Raw genomic sequence first — 18,515 nt, 5'->3', positions numbered from 1 at the left:
CTAGCGCCCCGGAACCAGCGGCACCGCCAGGGGCACGACCGGGCGCTGGCCGTGCAGGCGATCGACGCCGATCAGACTGAGGATCAGCAGCAAGGGCAGGAGCAGCACTTTGATGATGCGCATGGGCGTCGCTCTCAAGGTTCGGGCTCAGGGTTTGGGGCAGATTCAGGCCAGGATCGAGGCCGCTGGGACCATGCTAAGACCGCCGCGCCCGCGCCGGGTTACTACCTTGGTACTGCCCGGGCGCTACTTTCTGCATATTTCCCCGCCCCGACGCTGTTCCTATGCTGGCGCCACCTGCCGTGGAGCGCCCTATGCACAAGCCTGCCCCGCTTATCCCGACTTGCCTGCTGGTGCTGGCCTCGCTCCTGCTGCCCCTGAGCGCCAGCCAGGCCAGCGAGGAACCCTTGCAGGTGCGCATCGGCTACCTGGGCTATCGCCCCGACCCCGGCCCGCTGCTGTCCAACATCATCCCCGAGCCCGCCGACGCCGGTCTGCAAGGCGCCCAGTTGGCGATTGTCGACAGCAACAGCACCGGGCGCTTTCTCAAGCAGCAGTTCCAGCTCGACAGTGTCAGCGTCGACAGCCCCGAGGCGCTGCTGCAAGCCGCCAGGGCCCAGCACGACCAGGGCCTGCGGCTGTTCGTGGTGAATGCCCCGGCGGCCAGCCTGCGGGAGTTGTCGGCGGCCCTGCCCGACAGCCTCTTGTTCAACGCCGGCAGCCCCGACGACGCCCTGCGCAGCAGCCAGTGCCTGGGCAACGTGCTGCACAGCCTGCCCGGCCGGGCGATGCTGGCCGACGCCCTGGTGCAGTTCATGGTGCTGCGCAAATGGCAGCGGGCCTTGCTCATCGTCGGCCAGACCGAGGATGACCGGGCCTACGCCGATGCCCTGCGCCGGGCCATGCAGCGCTTCGGCCTGAAGATCGTCGCCGAGAAAGCCTGGAGCTTCGACAACGACCAGCGCCGCAGCGCCCAGGCCGACATGCCGCTGTTCACCCAGACCGCCGAATACGACGTGGTGCTGGTGGCCGACGAACGCGGCGATTTCGGCGAATACCTGCCCTACCAGACCTGGTACCCGCGCCCGGTGGCCGGCACCCAGGGCCTGACCCCCACCGGCTGGCACAAGAGCGTCGAGACCTTCGGCGCCGCACAGTTGCAAAAACGCTTCGCAGCCCAGGCCGGGCGCTGGATGAACGACCGCGACTTCGCCGCCTGGATGGCCGTGCGCAGCGTCGCCAGCGCCGTGAGCAAACTGCGCCAGGCCGACCCGCGGACCCTGCAGGCGCTGCTGCTCAGCGACCAGCTGCCGCTGGACGGGTTCAAGGGCCGCAAGCTCAGCTACCGGCCGTGGAACGGCGAACTGCGCCAACCGATTCCCCTGGTGCAACCCCGAGCCCTGGTCAGCACCTCGCCCCAGGACGGTTTCCTGCACCCCTTCAACGAAATGGACAGCCTGGGCTACGACCGCCCCGAAGTGACCTGCCGCTACCCCTGATCCGATAACCACAACAACAAGGAATCCGCCATGCGCCGCCCTCTTCTCTGCCGCTCCGCCCTCTGCGCGGGCCTGCTGCTCGCCGCCGGGCACGCCATGGCCGCCACGGCCTGGGTCTCCAACGAAAAGGACAACAGCCTGAGCCTGATCGACCTGCAGACCCTGGAAGTCACCCAGACCCTGCCGGTGGGCCAGCGCCCGCGCGGGCTGCTGCTGTCCCATGACAACAAGCTGCTGTACATCTGCGCCAGCGATTCGGACCGGGTCCAGGTGATGGACGTGGCCACCCGCAAGATCATCAAGGAGCTGCCCTCCGGCAAGGACCCCGAGCAGTTCGCCCTGCACCCCAACAACCGCTGGCTGTACGTGTCCAACGAGGACGATGCGCTGGTCACGGTGATCGACACCGAGACCGCCAAGGTCCTCGGCCAGATCAACGTCGGGGTCGAGCCCGAGGGCATGGCGGTGAGCCCCGACGGCAAGTGGGCGGTCAACACCAGCGAAACCACCAACATGCTGCACTGGATCGACACCAGCACCCAGACCCTGGCCGACAGCACCCTGGTGGATCAGCGCCCGCGCTTCGTCGAGTTCAACCAGGACGGCTCAAGGCTTTGGGCCTCGGCGGAAATCGGCGGCACCGTGACCATCCTCGACGTGGCCACGCGCCAGGTGCTCAAGACCCTGAACTTCAAGATCAAGGGCGTGCACCCGGACAAGGTGCAGCCGGTGGGCATCAAGCTCAGCGCCGATGGCAAGTACGCCTTCGTCGCCCTGGGCCCGGCCAACCACGTGGCGGTGATCGACGCCAAGACCTACGAGATCCTCGACTACCTGCTGGTGGGGCGGCGGGTCTGGCAGCTGGCATTCACCCCGGACCAGAGCCAGTTGCTGGCCACCAACGGGGTCAGCGGCGATGTCTCGGTGATCGATGTCAACAGCCTCAAGGTGCTCAAGTCGGTGAAGGTCGGGCGCTATCCCTGGGGCGTGGTGGTGACCCCATGAACGCTTTGGAGGTCAGCCAGCTGAGCTTCGCCTACGGCCCGCGCCAGGCCCTCGATCAGGTCAGCCTGAGCCTGGCTCCCGGGCGCTTTGCCGCCCTGCTGGGGCCCAACGGCGCCGGCAAGTCGACCCTGATCGCCCTGCTCACAAGGCTCTACGACCTGCAGCAGGGCGACATCCGCGTCGGCGGCTGCTCCCTGCGCAACGCCGCCCGCGCCGCCCTGCGCCAGCTCGGCGTGGTGTTCCAGCAAAGCACCCTGGACCTGGACCTGAGCGTCGAGCAGAACCTGCACTACCACGCCGCACTGCACGGTTTGTCGCGGCGCCAGGGCCAGGCGCGGATCGACGCCGAACTGGCGCGCCAGGGCCTCACCGAACGGCGCCGGGAGAGCGTGCGCGCCCTCAATGGCGGCCACCGCCGACGGGTGGAGATCGCCCGCGCCCTGCTGCATGAACCGCGCCTGCTGCTGCTCGATGAAGCCAGCGCCGGCCTCGACCCGGCCAGCCGCCTGGCCCTCAACCGGCACATTCGCCAGCTGTGCCAGGAACAGCGCCTGAGCGTGCTGTGGACCACCCACCTGCTGGACGAAGTGCAGGCCGACGACCAGTTGCTGATCCTGCATCAGGGGCGCCTGGTGGCCAGTGGCGTGGCCAGCGCCATCAGCCAGCAACAGGGCGGCGACCTGGGCACCGCCTTCGCCCGCCTGACCCAGAATCCCCAGCCGCGCCCGGCGCCGATCGGAGAACCGCTCGCATGAACGCCTACTGGCAGTGCCTGTGCGGCATCGTGCTGCGCGAATGGCTGCGCTTCGTGCTGCAACGCACACGCTTTCTCAGCGCCCTGGTGCGGCCCCTGCTGTGGCTGCTGGTGTTCGCCGCCGGCTTTCGCGCCGCCCTGGGCATCGCCATCATCGAGCCCTACAGCACCTACATTCCCTACGAGGTCTACATCGTCCCCGGGCTGGCCTGCATGATCCTGCTGTTCAACGGCATGCAGGGCTCGCTGTCGATGGTCTACGACCGGGAAATGGGCAGCATGCGCGTGCTGCTCACCAGCCCCCTGCCCCGGGCCTTCCTGCTGGCCGGCAAGCTGCTGGCCACCTCGCTGATCTCGCTGCTGCAGGTCTACGCCTTCCTCGCCGTGGCCTGGCTGTATGGCGTGCAGCCGCCGGCCATGGGCCTGCTGGCGGCGCTGCCGGCCCTGCTGCTGGTGGCCCTGATGCTCAGCGCCCTGGGGCTGCTGCTGTCCAACGCCATCCGCCAACTGGAGAACTTTGCCGGGGTGATGAACTTCGTGATCTTCCCGCTGTTCTTCCTGTCTTCGGCGCTGTACCCGCTGTGGAAGATGCTCGACGCCAGCCCCTGGTTGTACTGGCTGTGCGCCCTCAACCCCTTCACCCACGCCGTGGAGCTGGTGCGCTTCGCCCTGTATCAACGCCTCAACCTCCTGGCCCTGGCCGTGTGCCTGGGCCTGACCCTGGTGTTCTCCCTGCTGGCGGTACTGACCTTCAACCCGCAACACGCCGCCCTGCGCAAAAGCACCGCCTAGCTATCTCCAGATAAAGAGCCACTGTAGCCGCTGCCGAGCCTAGGGCGAGGCTGCGACAAGGGCCGCAGGCCCTTCCAGCGATACAAAGACCGGCACATAGCTGTGAACAGAACCCGGTGGACTGTCCTGCTGGACCGCGTCGGCAGGTTTAGCGTCTCCTCCGGAGCCGTTCGCAGCCTGCGGCAGCGGCTACACGAAGCCCTGCAATCTCCGCAATCTCTACAACGCCTGTAGCCGCTGTCGAGCCTACGGCGAGGCTGCGACAAGGGCCGAAGGCCCTTCCAGCGATACAAAGACCGGCACATAGCTGTGAAGAGAACCCGGTGGACTGTCCTGCTGGACCGCGCCTGCAGGTCTAGCGTCTCCTCCGTCGGAATGCCGCCCAAGCCGTTCGCAGCCTGCGGCAGCGGCGACAGACAAGTACAAGAGCGTCACCCAGCCAGGACCTACGACTTTGGTACTGCTTTTGCTGTCGATGGTCGCATTCACAAATGCCCCCGCGCTGGCATGTAATGGGCCCATAACAAGAAGGACAACCCCCTTATGCCCCGTGCCCTGCAGACCCTGGCCCTGCTGTCCCTGAGCCTGACCCTGGGAATGGCCCAGGCCGAGACGCCGCTGTTTTCCGCCGACGGCTATCGCACCCGCCTCTACCGCAGCCCGACGCCCACGCAGATCGAGGTCGCGCAGATCATCGACACCCAGGGTTTGCAGGCCCTGCTCCAGGCGCAACCCAAACCCCTGCTGATCGACGTCTATCGCCGGCAATGGCTGCAAGGCCGCTTCATCGACAGCGAGCCTCACGCCAACCTGCCCGGCAGCCACTGGCTGGCCAATACCGGCGACGGCGAGCTGAGCCCCGAGTGGCAAGGCTACTTCAGCCGCTACCTACAGCAGCTCAGCGCCGGTAACCTGCAACAACCGCTGGTCTTTTATTGCCGCGCCGATTGCTGGCTGAGCTGGAACGCGGTAAAACGCGCCGCAGCCCTGGGCTATACCTCCCTCTACTGGTATCGCGACGGCCTGGACGCCTGGGAGGCCGCCGGCTTGCCCGTGGTGGCGGCCCAGCCGGAAGCCTTTCCCTGAAGCCGCCAGCGCGCCCCCCGCACAATCACAATAACGAGGTGAAAGGCCATGTATAAAATTCTGATAGCCGACGATCACCCACTGTTTCGCGAAGCCATTCACAACGTCATCAGCGACGGATTTCCCGGCAGCGAGGTGATGGAAACCGCCGACCTGGACAGCGCCCTGGCCCTGACCCAGGAGCACGACGACCTCGACCTGATCCTGCTGGACCTGAACATGCCCGGCATGCACGGTCTCAACGGCCTGATCACCCTGCGCAACGAAGCGCCGACCATTCCGGTGGTGATCGTCTCCGCCGAGCAGGACAAGCAGATCGTGCTCCAGGCCATCACCTACGGCGCCGTCGGCTTCATCACCAAATCGTCGGCGCGCTCGCAGATGACCGAGGCCATCGAACAGATCCTCAACGGCAACGTGTACCTGCCGCCGGACATCATCCGCACCCAGAAAAGCCAGCCGGGGCGCCGCAACAGCGAGACCCCGAGCTTTCCCCCGGAACTGCTCCAGGCCCTGACCCGCAAACAGCTTTTGGTGCTGGAACGCATGACCAAGGGCGAATCCAACAAGCAGATCGCCTACACCCTGGACATTGCCGAAACCACAGTGAAGGCCCACGTCTCGGCGATCCTGCGCAAGCTCAACGTGCACAACCGGGTGCAAGCGATCCTCAGCGCCGGTGATATCGATTTCGGCGCCTACCTGCGCCGCTAACCCCTGTAGCCGCTGCCGAGCCTTCGGCGAGGCTGCGACAAGGGCCGAAGGCCCTTCCAGCGATCTGAAGACCGGCGCATTCATCGCGACCAACGCCGTGGCGGTGAATCGGGGCACGCGGGTTGTTCTGGTGGACCGCGTTGCCAGGGTTGGCGTCTCCTGCGGAGCCGGGCGCAGCCTGCGGCAGCGGCTACACGAAGCCTTGCGCGCCCTGCAGGTCCTGTAACCGCTGCCGAGCCTTCGGCGAGGCTGCGACAAGGGCCGAAGGCCCTTCCTGCGATTCTGAAGACCGGCGCAATCATTGCGACCAACGCCGTGGCGGTGAATCGGATCACGCGGGTTGTTCTGGTGGACCGCGTGGCCAGGGTTGGCGTCTCCTGCGGAGCCGGGCGCAGCCTGCGGCAGCGGCTACAGGGGGGGCGTCAGCAGGTGGCTGATGGCGGTCTTGAGTTTCATCGGCCGCACCGGTTTGTGCATCAGGGTGTGGCCCAGTTCGCGCAGTTGCTGTTTGAGGTCGTTGCTGTAGTTGGCGGTGATCATCATCGCTGGGATCGCCAGGGCACGGCGGGCGTTGATTCGTGCCACGGCGTCGATGCCGTTCTGCTGGTGGTCCAGGTGGTAGTCGGCAATCAGCAGGTCGGCGTCGGCGCGGTAGTCGTCGACCTGGCGCGCCAGGTCTTCTTCGGACAAGGCGGTGATCACCTGGCAGCCCCAGCCTTCGAGCAAGGTGCGCATGCCGGCGCAGATCGCCGCGTCGTTATCCAGCACCCAGATCCGCGCGCCGTGCAAACGCTCCAGCAGGGCGTCGCCCAGCTCCGGGCGCGGCGCCGGCAAGGGCGCGCTGGCGCTGATCGGCACCTGCACGCTGAACACCGAACCGCGCCCCGGCCAGGAGCGCACGCCGATGCGGTGCCCGAGTATCCCGGCAATCTTCTCCACGATGGCCAGCCCCAGGCCCAGGCCGCGATCCTGGTCGGGGCGCTGTTCTTCGCCGCGCTTGAATTCCTGGAAGATTTCTTCCAGGCGTTCGGCGGCAATGCCCATGCCACTGTCCCAGACTTCGATCGACAGCCAGTGCCCCTGGCGCCGGCAACCGAGCACCACGCGGCCCTGGCGGGTGTAGCGGATGGCGTTGCTCAGCAGGTTGCGCAGGATCCGCGCCAGCAGCTGGATGTCGCTGCGCACCAGGGCCGAGCACGCCACGAAGTGCAGTTCCAGGCCTTCGCTGCGGGCCACCTGGGCGTACTCGGCGGCGAGGTTTTCCAGCAGTTCGCTCAAGGCAAAGGGCGCGATGTCGGCCTTGATCACCCCGGCATCGAGCTTGGAAATGTCCACCAGGGTGCCCAGCAGGTTTTCCACGTCTTCCAGGGAGTTGCTGACATTGCGCACCAGGGCGCTGCTGGCCTGGGGATCGCGACGCTCCAGCAAGGCGCTGGTGAACAGCCGCGCGGCGTTCAGGGGTTGCAGCAGGTCATGACTGACCGCGGCGAGGAACTTGGTCTTCGACAGGTTGGCCCGTTCGGCCTCGGCCTTGGCCTCGCGCAGCCGCGATTCGACCCGGCTGCGCTCTTCGATCTCGCGCAGCAGTTGCTGGTTGAGGGTGGTCAGTTCGGCGGTGCGTTCGCGTACCCGCAGCTCCAGGTTCTGGTAGGCCTGATGCAGCGCCTCGGCGGTGCGCCGGCGTTCGGTGATGTCGCGGATCAGCACGAAAATCCCCACCACTTCACCATTGGCCAGGCGGTTGGGCACGTAGGAGCGCAGCATGTAGCGCTCCTGGTTGTTGATGTTGGTTTCGGCGAATTCGAAGGTCACGCTCTCCCCGGCCAGGGCCCGTTCCACATAGCTTTCCAGGCGCTGGTAGTGCTGTTCGCTGTGCACCTCGCGCAGGCTCTGGCCGAGCATCACGCCGCGGGGCCAGCAGTACCATTCCTCGTAGACCTTGTTGGTGAACTCATACACCAGATCGGCATTCAGGTAAGCGATCAGCGCCGGCACATGGTCGGTGATCAGGCGAATCCAGCGCTCGCTCTCGCTCAGGGCCTCGGCGTGCTGGTAGCGCTCGGTGATGTCGGTGAAGGTGTTGACGAAACCGCCGGTGGGTAGCGGATGGGTGCGGATCTCCAGGACCCGGCCGTCGCTCAGGCGCTGCTCGCATTCATGGATCACCCGGCCATTGCCGTCGCGGCTGGCGGGGGTCAGCAGGCTCAGCTCGCTGTCGCCGATGACCTCGGCAAACAAGCGGTGCGCGGCCACCGGGGCCAGCCCGCTGAGTTCCAGGAAGCGCCGATTCCACAGTTCGAGGATGCCCTCGGCATTGACCATGGCCACGCCCTGGGACAGGTTGTCCACCGCCCGTTGCAGCAGGTGGGATTTCTGCGCCACCGCCTGTTCCCGGCGCAGGGTTTCGCTGTGCTTGACCTCGGTGATGTCGGTGAACAGGATCACCCGCCCGCCTTCCCGGGTCGGCCGCTCGCTGACCTGCAGCCAGCGGCCGTTGTGCAGGCGATACAGCAGTTGTTCGTCGCCAGCGCTGCGTGGTTCCTCGCTGAACAGCCCGGTGCTGGTCATCAGCCGGCGCACTTCCGAGAGGCGCATGCCGGCCATGATCCGCACCCGACTGTGGCTCCAGAAGGCGCGGAAGCGGCTGTTGAACAGGACGATGCGCTGCTCCTGGTCGAACAGCACGAAGGCGTCGGAGATGCTCTCGATGGCGTCGATCAGGTGCTGGTGCGCCGTCTCGGCCCGCAGCCGCGCCTCGCTGAGCAGATGGTTGCCGGCCTTGAGCTCGGCCATGGCCTGGTTCAGGGCGTCGGTGCGTTCGCGCACCTGTTCGGCCAGCACCACCGAATGCTGGAACGCCGCATAAGGGTCGTTGCCGCGGGTGATGCCGGATTCGACCCGTTCGATCAGCGCCGCGTTGATCCGCCGCAGCTTGCGGTTCTCGCGCTGCAGGCAGTCGAGCTGCGCTTGCAGCTCAGCGGCGGGCCGGAGTTCGACTGCGGGCAATGGCGACCCCGGTGAAGGTCTGGTTGATGTGCATGCCATTGAACTGTTCTCCGTAGGTGTTGAAACCCATCACCCGTTGATCCCGCAAAAAGGCCCCGATCTCATCCAGGCTGCCGCGATCCTCCAGCTCCAGGCGGCGCAAAAAGCAGTCGCAGCCGATGGTCAGCAACAGGCTGCCCAGGCGCTGCTGCAAGCCGTCGAACAGCTGTTGCAGGTTGGGCAGCAAAGGGCCGGGGGTCATGGCGGTGAGGACGATGCCGTTCTCCACCGCGCAGTAGAAACTCAGGCTCAGGTCCGGGTGCACCTGCTGCACCGCGCGCACGTAGTAGTGCTGGTTGATGCGCACCGCCAGCGGGTGGGCGGCGAACACCCGGTGGTCGAGCTGCGCCAGGGGCACGCCGATCAACCGTGCGTACTCCTCGGCGGCCGGTTCCGCGTTCAGTTCATAAACCCGGCGCGAGGCGCTGTCGGCGCCGGTGACCACCAGTTTTTCTTCCCGGGGCTGGATGTGGTGGGTGGTGAACACCTCGAAATCCAGCCAGGTGTTGACCAGCACCACCACCGCCGCGCCGCTGTGGAACTCGCCGCCGTAATACACGTGGGTGTGGGTCAGGTAGTTGTCATCGCCGGCCGAACCGCCGAAATGCGGAATGTCCCCCAGGGCTGCGCTGAGGGCGGCCAGGACCATTTCTTCGCGGCTCGACAGGCCGTCCAGCAGGGTCAGGGCGAAGCTGTTGCCCTTGATCGGCGCCAGGGTGTTGCTGCGGCAGCGGCCCACCAGGCGTTCGACCATCTGCTGGGCGTCGATCAGGCTGAAGTGCTCCATCTGGTCGATCAGCTCGGCGGCGATGGAAAAGTGTCGGTGATCGAAGCCGATGGCGGTCACGCAATTGCGCCCGTAGCCCAGGGGGGTGATTTCCCCGGCGCTGGTGCAGCCCACCAGGGGGATGCCGCCAAAGCTCTGCTGCAGGGCCGGGCCCAGGGTGTGCAGGGGGTATTCGGCGGAGCAGAAAAACAGCACGAAGCCCAGGTGCGGATGCAGCAACTGGCTGGCCAGGTCCTGGGCCACCTGCTGCGGATCGACGGCCTGGGACATGGCACTGACCACGCCCTCGCTCTGGGCTTGCTGCATCGTCGCCTCCGGCGCCGGTTGTCTGAGCAATGAGTGTACGAAGCCGGCCCCCGGGCACGAATGCTACTTGGGTAGCGGGTGGGCAGTTCCATGGGCGTAGGTGCAGGCTTGCCAACGCAGGCGTCATCCGGGCTGGTGCAAGGCTGGCGGGCCGCTTCGCCGGCAAGCCGGCTCCTACGGGACATGCGGGAGATATGGGGAATGGAGGGGGCGCCGGCCCGGGCGCGATGCGCACGCCAGGGCCGGCGCTGGGGTTACCAGGTCAGTACCGCACCCACGGCGAAGGTGTCGGTGTTTTCGTTCTGCGCATTGGTCTGGTGGCCGTCGATCTCGAACTGGTTGTACTCGGCCACCAGCTTGAGGTTGTCGTTGATGTCGTGGAACAGCGCCACGCCCCGGGTCTGGTAGTCGGCGCCGCTGCCGACCACGCCGTTGCCGTCGTCCTTTGTCTTGCCGTAGGACAGCGCCAGGCGGTTCTTGCCCAGTTTGTACGAGCCCTGCAGCAGGTAGCCTTTGCTGTCGACATTGCGCAGGGTGGCCTCGCCGGCATTGTTGGTGAAGAACGGGTTGATGCCCTTGGCCTGGAACCCGGAACCGGTCAGGGACAGGCCGCCCATCTTGGCCTGCAGGCCATAGCCCAGGCCCTTGGAGGTCACCGACTGCACGTTGGGGTCGGTGTTGTCGGAAGTCTGGTAGCTGCCGTTGAGCCAGCTGTAGAACTTGGCCCCGCCCAGGTCGAACTGGTAGGTGACCTCGCTCTCGGTGCGCGGGTTCTTCTGGTAGGCCTTGCCCAGGGCGCTGCTGTCGTTGGTGTCCACCGGGTCGAGGATGCCCACCGCCACCCGCAGGCCGTCCATCACCGGGCTGCGGTAAGTGATCTGCGACGACGGAAAGGGATAGGGGTAACCGCTGCCGATGTTGCCGAACGACACCCCGCCGCCGTCCACCAGCCCCAGGCTGTCGCTGACCTGGCCGTACCCGGCGAGCATTTCATCGAGCAGGATGTTGGAACGGGCGAACAGGCCAAAGTCCTTGCCGATCAGCACCTCGCCCCACTCCGGGTTGGCCACGGTGCCGTAGAACTGGCGCACGTCGATGGCGGTGTCGGTGCCGTTGGTTTCGCTGTCGTTGATGGTCACCCAGAACGAGGCCCGGGCGCCGAGCTTGAGGTCGTCCACCTGCTTGCCCATGTTGAAGCCCAGGTAGTTGGGCAGAAAGCCCATCTTCACCCGCGCCTGACGGCGGTCGTACTGCTCGCCGGCGCGGTCGACGTCGCTGTTGACGTAGAAGGCGTTGACGTAGCCGTCGGTGGAAAAGGTGGTCTGGTCCTTGTCGTACAGCATGATCTCGGCTTCGGCGACAGTGCCCAGGCCAAGGGTCGACAGGCCGACGAGCAGGGCCGGAATCAGAGGGTACTGGCAGTTCTTATTGTTATGCATGGCGCGCTCCGCAAACGGGGGACGAAATGTCGGAGGCGATTATCGAAAGGGCCCCAGGGCACTGACAGGCTGCCTTGGAGGCAGATTGCCAGTGCTTTGGAGGGGCTGGCAGGGAGCGGCAAATCCGATCCACGACCGGCCCGCTACCGGGCCCACTACCTGGAGTAACACCAAGGGCTCATGGCCCCGGGTGCGAAGGGATGAAGTCCTTAAGTCGTCGGCCGTTCAGTCGTCGCCCGTCTTATCGTCGCCCGCGAGCGCGCGCAACCGCGCCAGCTCGGCGGTAGCCAGGGGAATGCCGTGCTCCAACGATTTGGCCCGGGTGCGGTAGCGCCGGTCGCCGGGCATGCGCTCCAGGCCCACGGCCTGCATCTGCCGCACCAGCTCGCCGCTGCGCTGGGCAAAATGCCCACCGCCCAGGTGGCTGGGGTCGATGACGATCAGCAGTTGCCCGGTCCACGGCGTTTGCGCCCCGGGGTGTTGTGACCAGTCGAACTCGAAGGAGAAGTTGCCGCCAGTCAGCGCCGCCGCCAGCAGCTCCACCATCATCGACAGCGCCGAGCCCTTGTGCCCGCCAAAGGGCAGCAAGGCGCCGCCGTCGAGAATCGCCGCCGGATCGCAAGTGGGCTGGCCATCGCGGTCCACCCCCATGCCCGGTGGCAGCTGCTGGCCCTGGCGCTTGGCGATCTGCACATCGCCGTGGGCGATGGCGCTGGTGGCCAGGTCGAAGACGATGGGCTCGGCGCCCTCGCGGGGGGCGGCGAAGGCAATCGGGTTGGTGCCGAACAGCGGGCGCTGGGCGCCATGGGGCACCACGCAGGTCATGCTGTTGACCAGGCTCAGGGCCACCAGGCCTTCTTCGGCGAAGGGCTCGACATCCGGCCACAACGCCGCGAAGTGGTGGGAATTGCGAATCGCCAGCACCGCGATCCCGGCGCTGCGGGCCTTGCTCAGCAGCAGCGCGCGGGCCGCGGCCAGGGCCGGCTGGGCAAAGCCGCCTGCGGCGTCCACCGCCACCACGCCGGGGGCCACATCCTCCACTTGCGGCACGGCCTGACCGTTGACCCAGCCACTGGCCAGGGACGACAGGTAACCGGGGATGCGGAACACCCCGTGGCTGTGGGAGCCGTCGCGCTCGGCGCGGGCGCAGTTGTCGGCCAGCACCCGGGCCACCTCGGCAGAGGTGCCGTGGCGAAGAAAAATCCGTTGCAGCAAGTCGGTCAAGGCCGGCAGGTCGAGGCACTCGGCATCAGCCTGCGCCACGGTCGCGTGGTTCGCGTCGGTCATTGCAGCTCCATTGGAATTGTTATTGGAAGGGGCCTGACTATCGCGTCACGCCAGTTAACTGTCAAATGTTGACTTCATGACAGAAAACCTTCATTTTCCGTTTCCAGCGGTCAATAAAAACAAGGAGCGGCCATGAGCCAGCCCATCAAACAACGCCTTGAAAGCAGCTTGTCCAGCGCCACCGCGTCGGGCCGGGCAATTGCCAGCTACATGCTGGCCAACCTCTACGAGCTGCCCTTCCAGACCGCCGCCGACATCGCCGAAAAACTCGGCGTCAGCGAATCCAGCGTCGGCCGGTTCTGCCGCGCCATCGGCTACAGCCATTTCAAGGATCTGAAAAACGACCTGAAGAACGACCTCGGCGAAGGCCCGTGGCTGGTGGGCGACCGCCTGCAGGAATTTCGCCAGCAGCCCAACCCGGCGGCCCAGGGCCTGCCGCGCAGCTTCGAGCTGGAAGTGGCGGCGCTGGTCAAGGTCTACGAATACAGCCTGACCCCGGCTTGGCAGACCGTGGTCCAGCGCCTGGCCAGCCGGCGCCGGGTGTACGTGGCGGGGTTCCAGACCGAGCGCGGCATCGCCGCCTCCATGGTCCACCTGCTGCAATACCTGCGCGACGGCGTGCACCTGGTGGACGGCTCTGCCGGGCATTTCGCCGACGTACTGCTCAGCCCCGCCGAAGACTGCGCCCTGGTGGTGTTCGAGGCCCGGCGCTATTCGCGCCACGCCCTGACCCTGTGCCACAAGGCCCGCGAGGCGGGGATTCCGGTGACCCTGGTCACCGACACCTTCTGCGACTGGGCCGAGCAGAACGCCGACGAGGTGTTCCGCGTGCCCACCGAGTTCAACCTGTTCTGGGAATCCACCGCGGCCATGCTGTCGCTGGTTCACCTCTTGATCAACGAGGTGTGCAAGCACCTGGGCCCCGAGGTGGAAAAACGCCTGGAAGCCACGGCCGCCCTGCATAACGAATTTGTTGGCTACACATCGTCCACCCGCGCAAAACAATAAATAACCGAGGTGCTCCATGAACAACGTCGTCCGCTTCGCCAGTGCCTGCGCCCTGGTCTTCGCCGCCTCCGCGGCCCAGGCCGAAACCCTGAAGATCGCCACCGAAGGCGCCTACCCGCCCTTCAACTACGTGGACTCCAACAACCAGCTGCACGGCTTCGACGTGGACATCGCCAACGCCCTGTGCAAGCAGATGCAGGTCGAATGCCAGATCGTCGCCCAGGACTGGGAAGGCATCATCCCGGCGCTGCTGGCGAAGAAATACGACGCGGTGGTGGCCTCCATGATCGCCACCGACGAGCGCAAGAAAAAGATCGCCTTCAGCAACCACTACTACCGCACCCCGCTGTCGGTGGCGGTGGCCAAGGACTCGGACATCACCGACGCCCAGACCAACTTCAAGGGCCGCACCGTGGGCGCCCAGGCCTCATCGACGCAGGCCATCTACGCCGAGGACCACTACGGCCCGGCCGGCGCCGACGTGAAGTTCTACCCAACCCTGGACGAAGCCAACAGCGACCTGGCCGCCGGACGCGTGGACGGGGTGATTGCCGACAAATTCCCACTGCTGGCCTGGGCCGAAAGCGCCGGCAAGGACTGCTGCAAGATCATCGGTGACGTCAACGGCACCACCGCCGACGCCTCGATCGCCGTGCGCAAGGAAGACAACGCCCTGCGCGAGCGCCTGAACAAGGCCCTGGACGCGATCGTCGCCGACGGCACCTACAAGCAGATCTCCAGCCGCTACTTCGCCTTCGACATCTACTGACCGCCCGCCTTTGCCGCTGCCGTTGCCCCGCGTTCCCCCGAGCGCGGCGGCGCCCTGCACGGTTCAATCCTCCAGAGGGTTCGCGCATGTTCGAACAGCTGTCACTCCTGTCCTTTGCCAGCGGCGGCTGGGGCTCGGCCCTGCTTGCCGGGGGCCTGGTGACCATCGCCCTGGCCCTGGCCTGCGTGCCCATCGGCCTGCCCCTGGGCTTGCTGGTCGCCCTGGCCGCACGCTCGAAAAACCGCTGGGCGCGGGCCTGGGCCACGACCTTTTCCACGGTGTTTCGCGGCCTGCCGGAGCTGTTGACCCTGCTGATCATCTACTACGGCTGCCAGATTGCCGCGCAGAAGATCCTCGGCGCCCTGGGCTACCCCGGTGAAGTGGCGATCAATACCTTTGTCGCCGCGATGATCGCCTTCAGCCTGGTGTTCGCCGCCTTCTCCAGCGAGATCTGGCTGGCCGCGTTCAAGACCCTGCCCAAGGGCCAGTACGAAGCCGCCAGCGCCCTGAGCCTGTCGCGGCGCACCACCTTCAGCCGGGTGCTGCTGCCGCAACTGACCCGCATCGCCCTGCCGGGGCTTTCCAACAACTGGCTGTCGCTGCTCAAGGACACCTCCCTGGTGTCGACCATTTCCCTGGTGGACCTGATGCGCCAGACCAACCTCGCGGTCAGCGTGACCAAGGAACCCATGCTGTTCTACAGCGTGGCCTGCTTTGGCTACCTGTTCTTCTCGGCGCTGTCGGGGCACCTGTTCAGCTTTCTTGAACGGCGCTTCAACCGTGCGCAACGGAGCCTGCAACCATGAGCCTGGATGACCTGCTGAACCTGTTCCTCAACCAGGACCTGCTGGAACGCTACGGCCCGCGCTTTATCGACGGCCTGCTGGTGACCGCCAAGCTGGTGGCGATTTCCTTCAGCCTGGGCGCCGTGCTCGGCCTGCTGATCGCCCTCGGGCGGCTGTCCAGCAATCAGTTGCTGCGGCGTTTTACCGGGGCCTATGTGTACTTCTTCCGCGGCTCGCCGCTGCTGGCCCAGCTGTTCATGCTGTATTACGGCCTGGGCTCGTTCAAAGGCTTCTGGCAGGACGTGGGCCTGTGGTGGTTCTTCCGCGACGCCTGGTTCTGCACCCTGCTGGCCTTCACCCTGAACACCGCCGCCTACCAGGCGGAGATCCTGCGCGGCAGCCTGCTGGCCGTGGCCCAGGGCCAGCGCGAAGCCTGCAAGGCCCTGAGCCTGTCGCGCTGGACCGCGTTTCGCAAAGTGATACTGCCGCAGTCGCTGCTGATCGCCATCGGGCCTCTGGGCAACGAGCTGATCCTGATGATCAAGGCCAGCGCCATTGCCTCCCTGGTGACCATCTACGACCTGATGGGGGTGACCAAACTGGCCTTCTCCCGCAGCTTCGATTTCCAGATCTACCTGTGGGCCGCGGTGCTCTACCTGCTGATCGTCGAAGTGGTACGGCGCAGCCTCAAATACCTGGAAGGCCGCCTGGGCCGGCACCTGAACTGAACCCTTTAGCGGGCCGCCCCGCGGCCCCTGTCATAAGGACCCAAACATGCATTGCCAAACCTTAGTTCTGGGCGCCGGAATCGTCGGCGTCAGCAGCGCCCTGCACCTGCAGGCCCGCGGCCGCCAAGTGGTGCTGCTGGACCGCCAGCCCCCGGGCAACGGCACCAGCCACGGCAACGCCGGGCTGATCGAACGCGCCAGCGTGATTCCCTACGCCTTCCCCCGGGAAGTGACCAAGCTGGTGCGCTACGGCCTCAACCAGCAATCGGACGTGCGCTACAGCCTGCGCCACCTGCCCAAGGCCGGCCCCTGGCTGCTGCAATACTGGCGCCACTCCTCGCCCAAGGGCCTGGCCGCCGCCACCCGCGCCATGCTGCCGCTGATCGAACGCTGCGTCACCGAACACCTGGCCCTGGCCCGCCCGGCCAACATGCTGGAGCTGATCGCCGACGGCGGCTGGCTCGAAGCCTTCAACGACCAGCAGGCCTTCGACTTCGCCCAACGCGCCGCCGCCGACCTGCGGGACTACGAACTCAACTACCGGGTACTGGACCGCGCCGAACTCTTGGCCCTGGAACCCGGCCTGCACCCCGACATCGTGGGCGGCCTGCACTGGCTCGACCCCAAGACCGTCAGCGACCCCGGCGGCCTGACCCGCGGCTACGCCGAACTGTTCAAGCAGCGCGGCGGCCAATTCGTCATCGGCGATGCCCTGACCCTGACCCAGATCGAAGGCGGCTGGCAGGTGCAGAGCGAACTCGGCCCGATCACCGCCCAGGAAGTGGTGGTGGCCCTGGGCCCGCAAGCCAGCGGCATTTTCGAACCCCTGGGCTACCGCATTCCCTTGGCGATCAAGCGCGGCTACCACATGCACTACGCCGCCCTGCCCGGCACCCGCCTGCAACACCCGATCCTCGACCCAGTGGGCGGCTACGTCCTGGCACCGATGGTGGGCGGCATCCGCCTGACCACCGGCATCGAATTCGCCGACTGTGAAGACCCGATCAACGAAATCCAACTGCGCCGCTGCGAAGCCCTGGCCCGAAGCTTCTACCCCCTGGGCGAACGCCTCGACGCCGAACCCTGGCTGGGCCGCCGCCCGTGCCTGCCGGACATGTGCCCAGTGATCGGCCCCGCCCCGCGCCACCCCGGCCTGTGGTTCAACTTCGGCCACGCCCACCACGGCCTGACCCTGGGCCCGGTGAGCGGCCAGCTGCTGGCGCAGCTGGTCACCGGCGAAACCCCATTTACCGACCCCACCCCTTACCGCGCCGAGCGCTTCAACTGACCGACGGAGAACCGCCATGCAGACCCAGACCGCCCCGCTTCCCGCCGCATCCCAAGCGCCCGTTCACCCCGCCGTCGATCCGCGTGAAGTGGTGATCGATATTGCCGGGCTGAACAAGTTCTACGGCGCCTTCCACGTCCTGCACGACATCGACCTCAAGGTGCGCCAGGGCGAACGCATCGTCCTCTGCGGGCCTTCCGGCTCGGGTAAATCGACCCTGATCCGCTGCATCAACCGCCTGGAGATTGCCGAAAAAGGCCGCATCCTGGTGGACCGCACCGACCTCTCGCAAAACACCCGCGAAGCCGCCCAGGTGCGCAGCCAGGTGGGCATGGTGTTCCAGCACTTCAACCTGTTCCCGCACATGAGCGTGCTGGACAACTGCACCCTGGCGCCGATGACCGTGCGCGGGTTATCGCGGAAAAAGGCTGAAGAACTGGCCCGGGGGTTTCTGGCCAAGGTGGGGATTGAGAATCAGGCGGATAAATACCCGAGCCAGCTTTCAGGTGGGCAGCAACAGCGCGTGGCGATTGCCCGGGCGTTGTGCATGGAGCCGAAGATCATGTTGTTTGATGAACCGACTTCGGCACTGGACCCGGAGATGGTGAGTGAGGTGCTGGATGTGATGGTGAAACTCGCCGGGAGTGGGATGACGATGTTGTGTGTGACCCATGAGATGGGGTTTGCGCGGCAGGTGGCGGAGCGGGTGTTGTTTTTGGATGGGGGGCGCATCGTTGAAGACGCGCCGCCCGAAGAGTTCTTTGGGGCGCCGAAAAGCCCGAGGGCTAAGGCGTTTCTTGCGCAGATTGTGCATTGAGGTAAGTGGACATATCCGTTGCTGCGGTAACGGCTACTTATGGTTTCGCTCTTACAGCGAGTCACTTTGAAAAGCCCAAAGTAACCAAAGGCTCTTGCCCCTCCACTCGGTGCCTCGCCTAGGCTCGGCATGCCCTCACTCCGGCATTGATCCGTGGGCCGCCGCCACCGGCCATCCCTGGCCGGGTGGCGGCTAACCCGGCATCCCTGCCGGATTACCCACGGCTCAATGCCTGCGTTCGGCCATCGTGTCTAAGGGGGCAGGCAGATCAAAAACCAGATCAACAGCAAAAGCAGACGGCGGCCTATCGGCCGGCCTGTTTTAGTGCTGTTCGCGGTCTCTGTAGGAGCTGCCAAGGGTTGCGAACTGCATTAGATTGTTCAGCTCGTTCATGCAAGGAAAAATC

General features: G+C 66.0%; 17 protein-coding genes. 12 read left to right on the top strand and 5 right to left on the bottom strand.

Annotated features, from left to right (window positions below; translation table 11 throughout):
• Nucleotides 1–123, bottom strand: a complete 123-nt coding sequence (locus Q8O96_RS02900; RefSeq protein WP_305948316.1) for a hypothetical protein — start codon at nucleotides 121–123, stop codon at nucleotides 1–3.
• Between the two features lie 191 nt (nucleotides 124–314).
• Between Q8O96_RS02900 and Q8O96_RS02895 the strand changes: the two genes are divergently transcribed.
• The 6 genes from Q8O96_RS02895 (at nucleotide 315) to Q8O96_RS02870 (ending at nucleotide 5,850) form a co-directional block, all read left to right on the top strand.
• Nucleotides 315–1,499, top strand: a complete 1,185-nt coding sequence (locus tag Q8O96_RS02895; protein WP_305948315.1) for an ABC transporter substrate-binding protein — start codon at nucleotides 315–317, stop codon at nucleotides 1,497–1,499.
• Between the two features lie 30 nt (nucleotides 1,500–1,529).
• Nucleotides 1,530–2,504 carry a YVTN family beta-propeller repeat protein gene (locus Q8O96_RS02890; RefSeq protein ID WP_011060508.1) on the top strand — a complete coding sequence of 325 codons (975 nt, stop codon included), beginning with the start codon at nucleotides 1,530–1,532 and terminating at the stop codon, nucleotides 2,502–2,504.
• Nucleotides 2,501–3,259: an ABC transporter ATP-binding protein gene (locus Q8O96_RS02885; protein WP_108542700.1), complete on the top strand. Its 759-nt coding sequence runs from the start codon at nucleotides 2,501–2,503 to the stop codon at nucleotides 3,257–3,259. The genes Q8O96_RS02890 and Q8O96_RS02885 overlap by 4 nt, the downstream gene beginning before the upstream one ends.
• Complete coding sequence (locus tag Q8O96_RS02880) at nucleotides 3,256–4,050, top strand: ABC transporter permease (RefSeq protein ID WP_305948314.1); 795 nt, start codon at nucleotides 3,256–3,258, stop codon at nucleotides 4,048–4,050. Before Q8O96_RS02885 ends, Q8O96_RS02880 begins: the two co-directional genes overlap by 4 nt.
• A 543-nt stretch (nucleotides 4,051–4,593) precedes the next feature.
• Nucleotides 4,594–5,136 (top strand): PQQ-dependent catabolism-associated CXXCW motif protein, encoded by a 543-nt coding sequence (locus tag Q8O96_RS02875; RefSeq protein WP_305948313.1) that lies wholly within the window; start codon nucleotides 4,594–4,596, stop codon nucleotides 5,134–5,136.
• A gap of 48 nt (nucleotides 5,137–5,184) precedes the next feature.
• Nucleotides 5,185–5,850 carry a response regulator transcription factor gene (locus Q8O96_RS02870; protein WP_092316068.1) on the top strand — a complete coding sequence of 222 codons (666 nt, stop codon included), beginning with the start codon at nucleotides 5,185–5,187 and terminating at the stop codon, nucleotides 5,848–5,850.
• Between the two features lie 408 nt (nucleotides 5,851–6,258).
• Here the strand turns inward: Q8O96_RS02870 and nahK are convergent, their stop codons facing one another.
• The 4 genes from nahK to Q8O96_RS02850 all read right to left on the bottom strand — a co-directional run bounded on the left by nahK (nucleotide 6,259) and on the right by Q8O96_RS02850 (nucleotide 12,714).
• Nucleotides 6,259–8,895, bottom strand: a complete 2,637-nt coding sequence (nahK, locus tag Q8O96_RS02865; protein WP_207816673.1) for a hybrid sensor histidine kinase/response regulator NahK/ErcS' — start codon at nucleotides 8,893–8,895, stop codon at nucleotides 6,259–6,261.
• Complete coding sequence (gene nosP, locus Q8O96_RS02860; RefSeq protein WP_060838509.1) at nucleotides 8,825–9,988, bottom strand: nitric oxide-sensing protein NosP; 1,164 nt, start codon at nucleotides 9,986–9,988, stop codon at nucleotides 8,825–8,827. The genes nahK and nosP overlap by 71 nt, the downstream gene beginning before the upstream one ends.
• Nucleotides 9,989–10,242: 254 nt before the next feature.
• Nucleotides 10,243–11,427 carry a porin gene (locus tag Q8O96_RS02855; RefSeq protein ID WP_207816662.1) on the bottom strand — a complete coding sequence of 395 codons (1,185 nt, stop codon included), beginning with the start codon at nucleotides 11,425–11,427 and terminating at the stop codon, nucleotides 10,243–10,245.
• Between the two features lie 225 nt (nucleotides 11,428–11,652).
• Nucleotides 11,653–12,714: an Ldh family oxidoreductase gene (locus tag Q8O96_RS02850; RefSeq protein ID WP_305948312.1), complete on the bottom strand. Its 1,062-nt coding sequence runs from the start codon at nucleotides 12,712–12,714 to the stop codon at nucleotides 11,653–11,655.
• A 132-nt stretch (nucleotides 12,715–12,846) separates the two neighbouring features.
• Here Q8O96_RS02850 and Q8O96_RS02845 point away from each other — a divergent pair, with 132 nt between their 5' ends.
• The 6 genes from Q8O96_RS02845 to Q8O96_RS02820 all read left to right on the top strand — a co-directional run bounded on the left by Q8O96_RS02845 (nucleotide 12,847) and on the right by Q8O96_RS02820 (nucleotide 18,109).
• On the top strand, nucleotides 12,847–13,722 hold the full coding sequence (locus Q8O96_RS02845; protein ID WP_060838506.1) for a MurR/RpiR family transcriptional regulator: 876 nt from the start codon (nucleotides 12,847–12,849) through the stop codon (nucleotides 13,720–13,722).
• A gap of 16 nt (nucleotides 13,723–13,738) precedes the next feature.
• The gene (locus Q8O96_RS02840; protein ID WP_060838505.1) at nucleotides 13,739–14,491 is read left to right on the top strand and encodes a transporter substrate-binding domain-containing protein; all 753 of its coding nucleotides are present in this window, start codon (nucleotides 13,739–13,741) and stop codon (nucleotides 14,489–14,491) included.
• A gap of 86 nt (nucleotides 14,492–14,577) precedes the next feature.
• Nucleotides 14,578–15,297, top strand: coding sequence for an ABC transporter permease (locus Q8O96_RS02835; RefSeq protein ID WP_305948311.1), 720 nt, complete (start codon nucleotides 14,578–14,580; stop codon nucleotides 15,295–15,297).
• Complete coding sequence (locus tag Q8O96_RS02830) at nucleotides 15,294–16,004, top strand: ABC transporter permease (RefSeq protein WP_235758576.1); 711 nt, start codon at nucleotides 15,294–15,296, stop codon at nucleotides 16,002–16,004. Before Q8O96_RS02835 ends, Q8O96_RS02830 begins: the two co-directional genes overlap by 4 nt.
• A 46-nt stretch (nucleotides 16,005–16,050) precedes the next feature.
• Entirely contained in the window at nucleotides 16,051–17,292 is a 1,242-nt protein-coding gene (locus Q8O96_RS02825; protein WP_305948310.1) for an FAD-binding oxidoreductase, read from the top strand.
• Between the two features lie 16 nt (nucleotides 17,293–17,308).
• Nucleotides 17,309–18,109 carry an amino acid ABC transporter ATP-binding protein gene (locus Q8O96_RS02820; protein WP_296408009.1) on the top strand — a complete coding sequence of 267 codons (801 nt, stop codon included), beginning with the start codon at nucleotides 17,309–17,311 and terminating at the stop codon, nucleotides 18,107–18,109.
• Nucleotides 18,110–18,515: the final 406 nt, after the last annotated feature.

Source organism: Pseudomonas sp. LPH60, assembly GCF_030718165.1.
Lineage (GTDB): Bacteria > Pseudomonadota > Gammaproteobacteria > Pseudomonadales > Pseudomonadaceae > Aquipseudomonas > Aquipseudomonas danubii.
The sequence above is the reverse complement of the archived record's forward strand: the minus strand, read 5'-3'. Positions and strand labels throughout refer to the sequence as shown.

What these genes read in the sequence shown, in the direction of transcription:
- Q8O96_RS02900 (WP_305948316.1), bottom strand. Translation starts at nt 123, where the DNA reads ATGCGCATCATCAAAGTGCTGCTCCTGCCCTTGCTGCTGATCCTCAGT.
- Q8O96_RS02895 (WP_305948315.1), top strand. Translation starts at nt 315, where the DNA reads ATGCACAAGCCTGCCCCGCTTATCCCGACTTGCCTGCTGGTGCTGGCC.
- Q8O96_RS02890 (WP_011060508.1), top strand. Translation starts at nt 1,530, where the DNA reads ATGCGCCGCCCTCTTCTCTGCCGCTCCGCCCTCTGCGCGGGCCTGCTG.
- Q8O96_RS02885 (WP_108542700.1), top strand. Translation starts at nt 2,501, where the DNA reads ATGAACGCTTTGGAGGTCAGCCAGCTGAGCTTCGCCTACGGCCCGCGC.
- Q8O96_RS02880 (WP_305948314.1), top strand. Translation starts at nt 3,256, where the DNA reads ATGAACGCCTACTGGCAGTGCCTGTGCGGCATCGTGCTGCGCGAATGG.
- Q8O96_RS02875 (WP_305948313.1), top strand. Translation starts at nt 4,594, where the DNA reads ATGCCCCGTGCCCTGCAGACCCTGGCCCTGCTGTCCCTGAGCCTGACC.
- Q8O96_RS02870 (WP_092316068.1), top strand. Translation starts at nt 5,185, where the DNA reads ATGTATAAAATTCTGATAGCCGACGATCACCCACTGTTTCGCGAAGCC.
- nahK (WP_207816673.1), bottom strand. Translation starts at nt 8,895, where the DNA reads ATGGCATGCACATCAACCAGACCTTCACCGGGGTCGCCATTGCCCGCA.
- nosP (WP_060838509.1), bottom strand. Translation starts at nt 9,988, where the DNA reads ATGCAGCAAGCCCAGAGCGAGGGCGTGGTCAGTGCCATGTCCCAGGCC.
- Q8O96_RS02855 (WP_207816662.1), bottom strand. Translation starts at nt 11,427, where the DNA reads ATGCATAACAATAAGAACTGCCAGTACCCTCTGATTCCGGCCCTGCTC.
- Q8O96_RS02850 (WP_305948312.1), bottom strand. Translation starts at nt 12,714, where the DNA reads ATGACCGACGCGAACCACGCGACCGTGGCGCAGGCTGATGCCGAGTGC.
- Q8O96_RS02845 (WP_060838506.1), top strand. Translation starts at nt 12,847, where the DNA reads ATGAGCCAGCCCATCAAACAACGCCTTGAAAGCAGCTTGTCCAGCGCC.
- Q8O96_RS02840 (WP_060838505.1), top strand. Translation starts at nt 13,739, where the DNA reads ATGAACAACGTCGTCCGCTTCGCCAGTGCCTGCGCCCTGGTCTTCGCC.
- Q8O96_RS02835 (WP_305948311.1), top strand. Translation starts at nt 14,578, where the DNA reads ATGTTCGAACAGCTGTCACTCCTGTCCTTTGCCAGCGGCGGCTGGGGC.
- Q8O96_RS02830 (WP_235758576.1), top strand. Translation starts at nt 15,294, where the DNA reads ATGAGCCTGGATGACCTGCTGAACCTGTTCCTCAACCAGGACCTGCTG.
- Q8O96_RS02825 (WP_305948310.1), top strand. Translation starts at nt 16,051, where the DNA reads ATGCATTGCCAAACCTTAGTTCTGGGCGCCGGAATCGTCGGCGTCAGC.
- Q8O96_RS02820 (WP_296408009.1), top strand. Translation starts at nt 17,309, where the DNA reads ATGCAGACCCAGACCGCCCCGCTTCCCGCCGCATCCCAAGCGCCCGTT.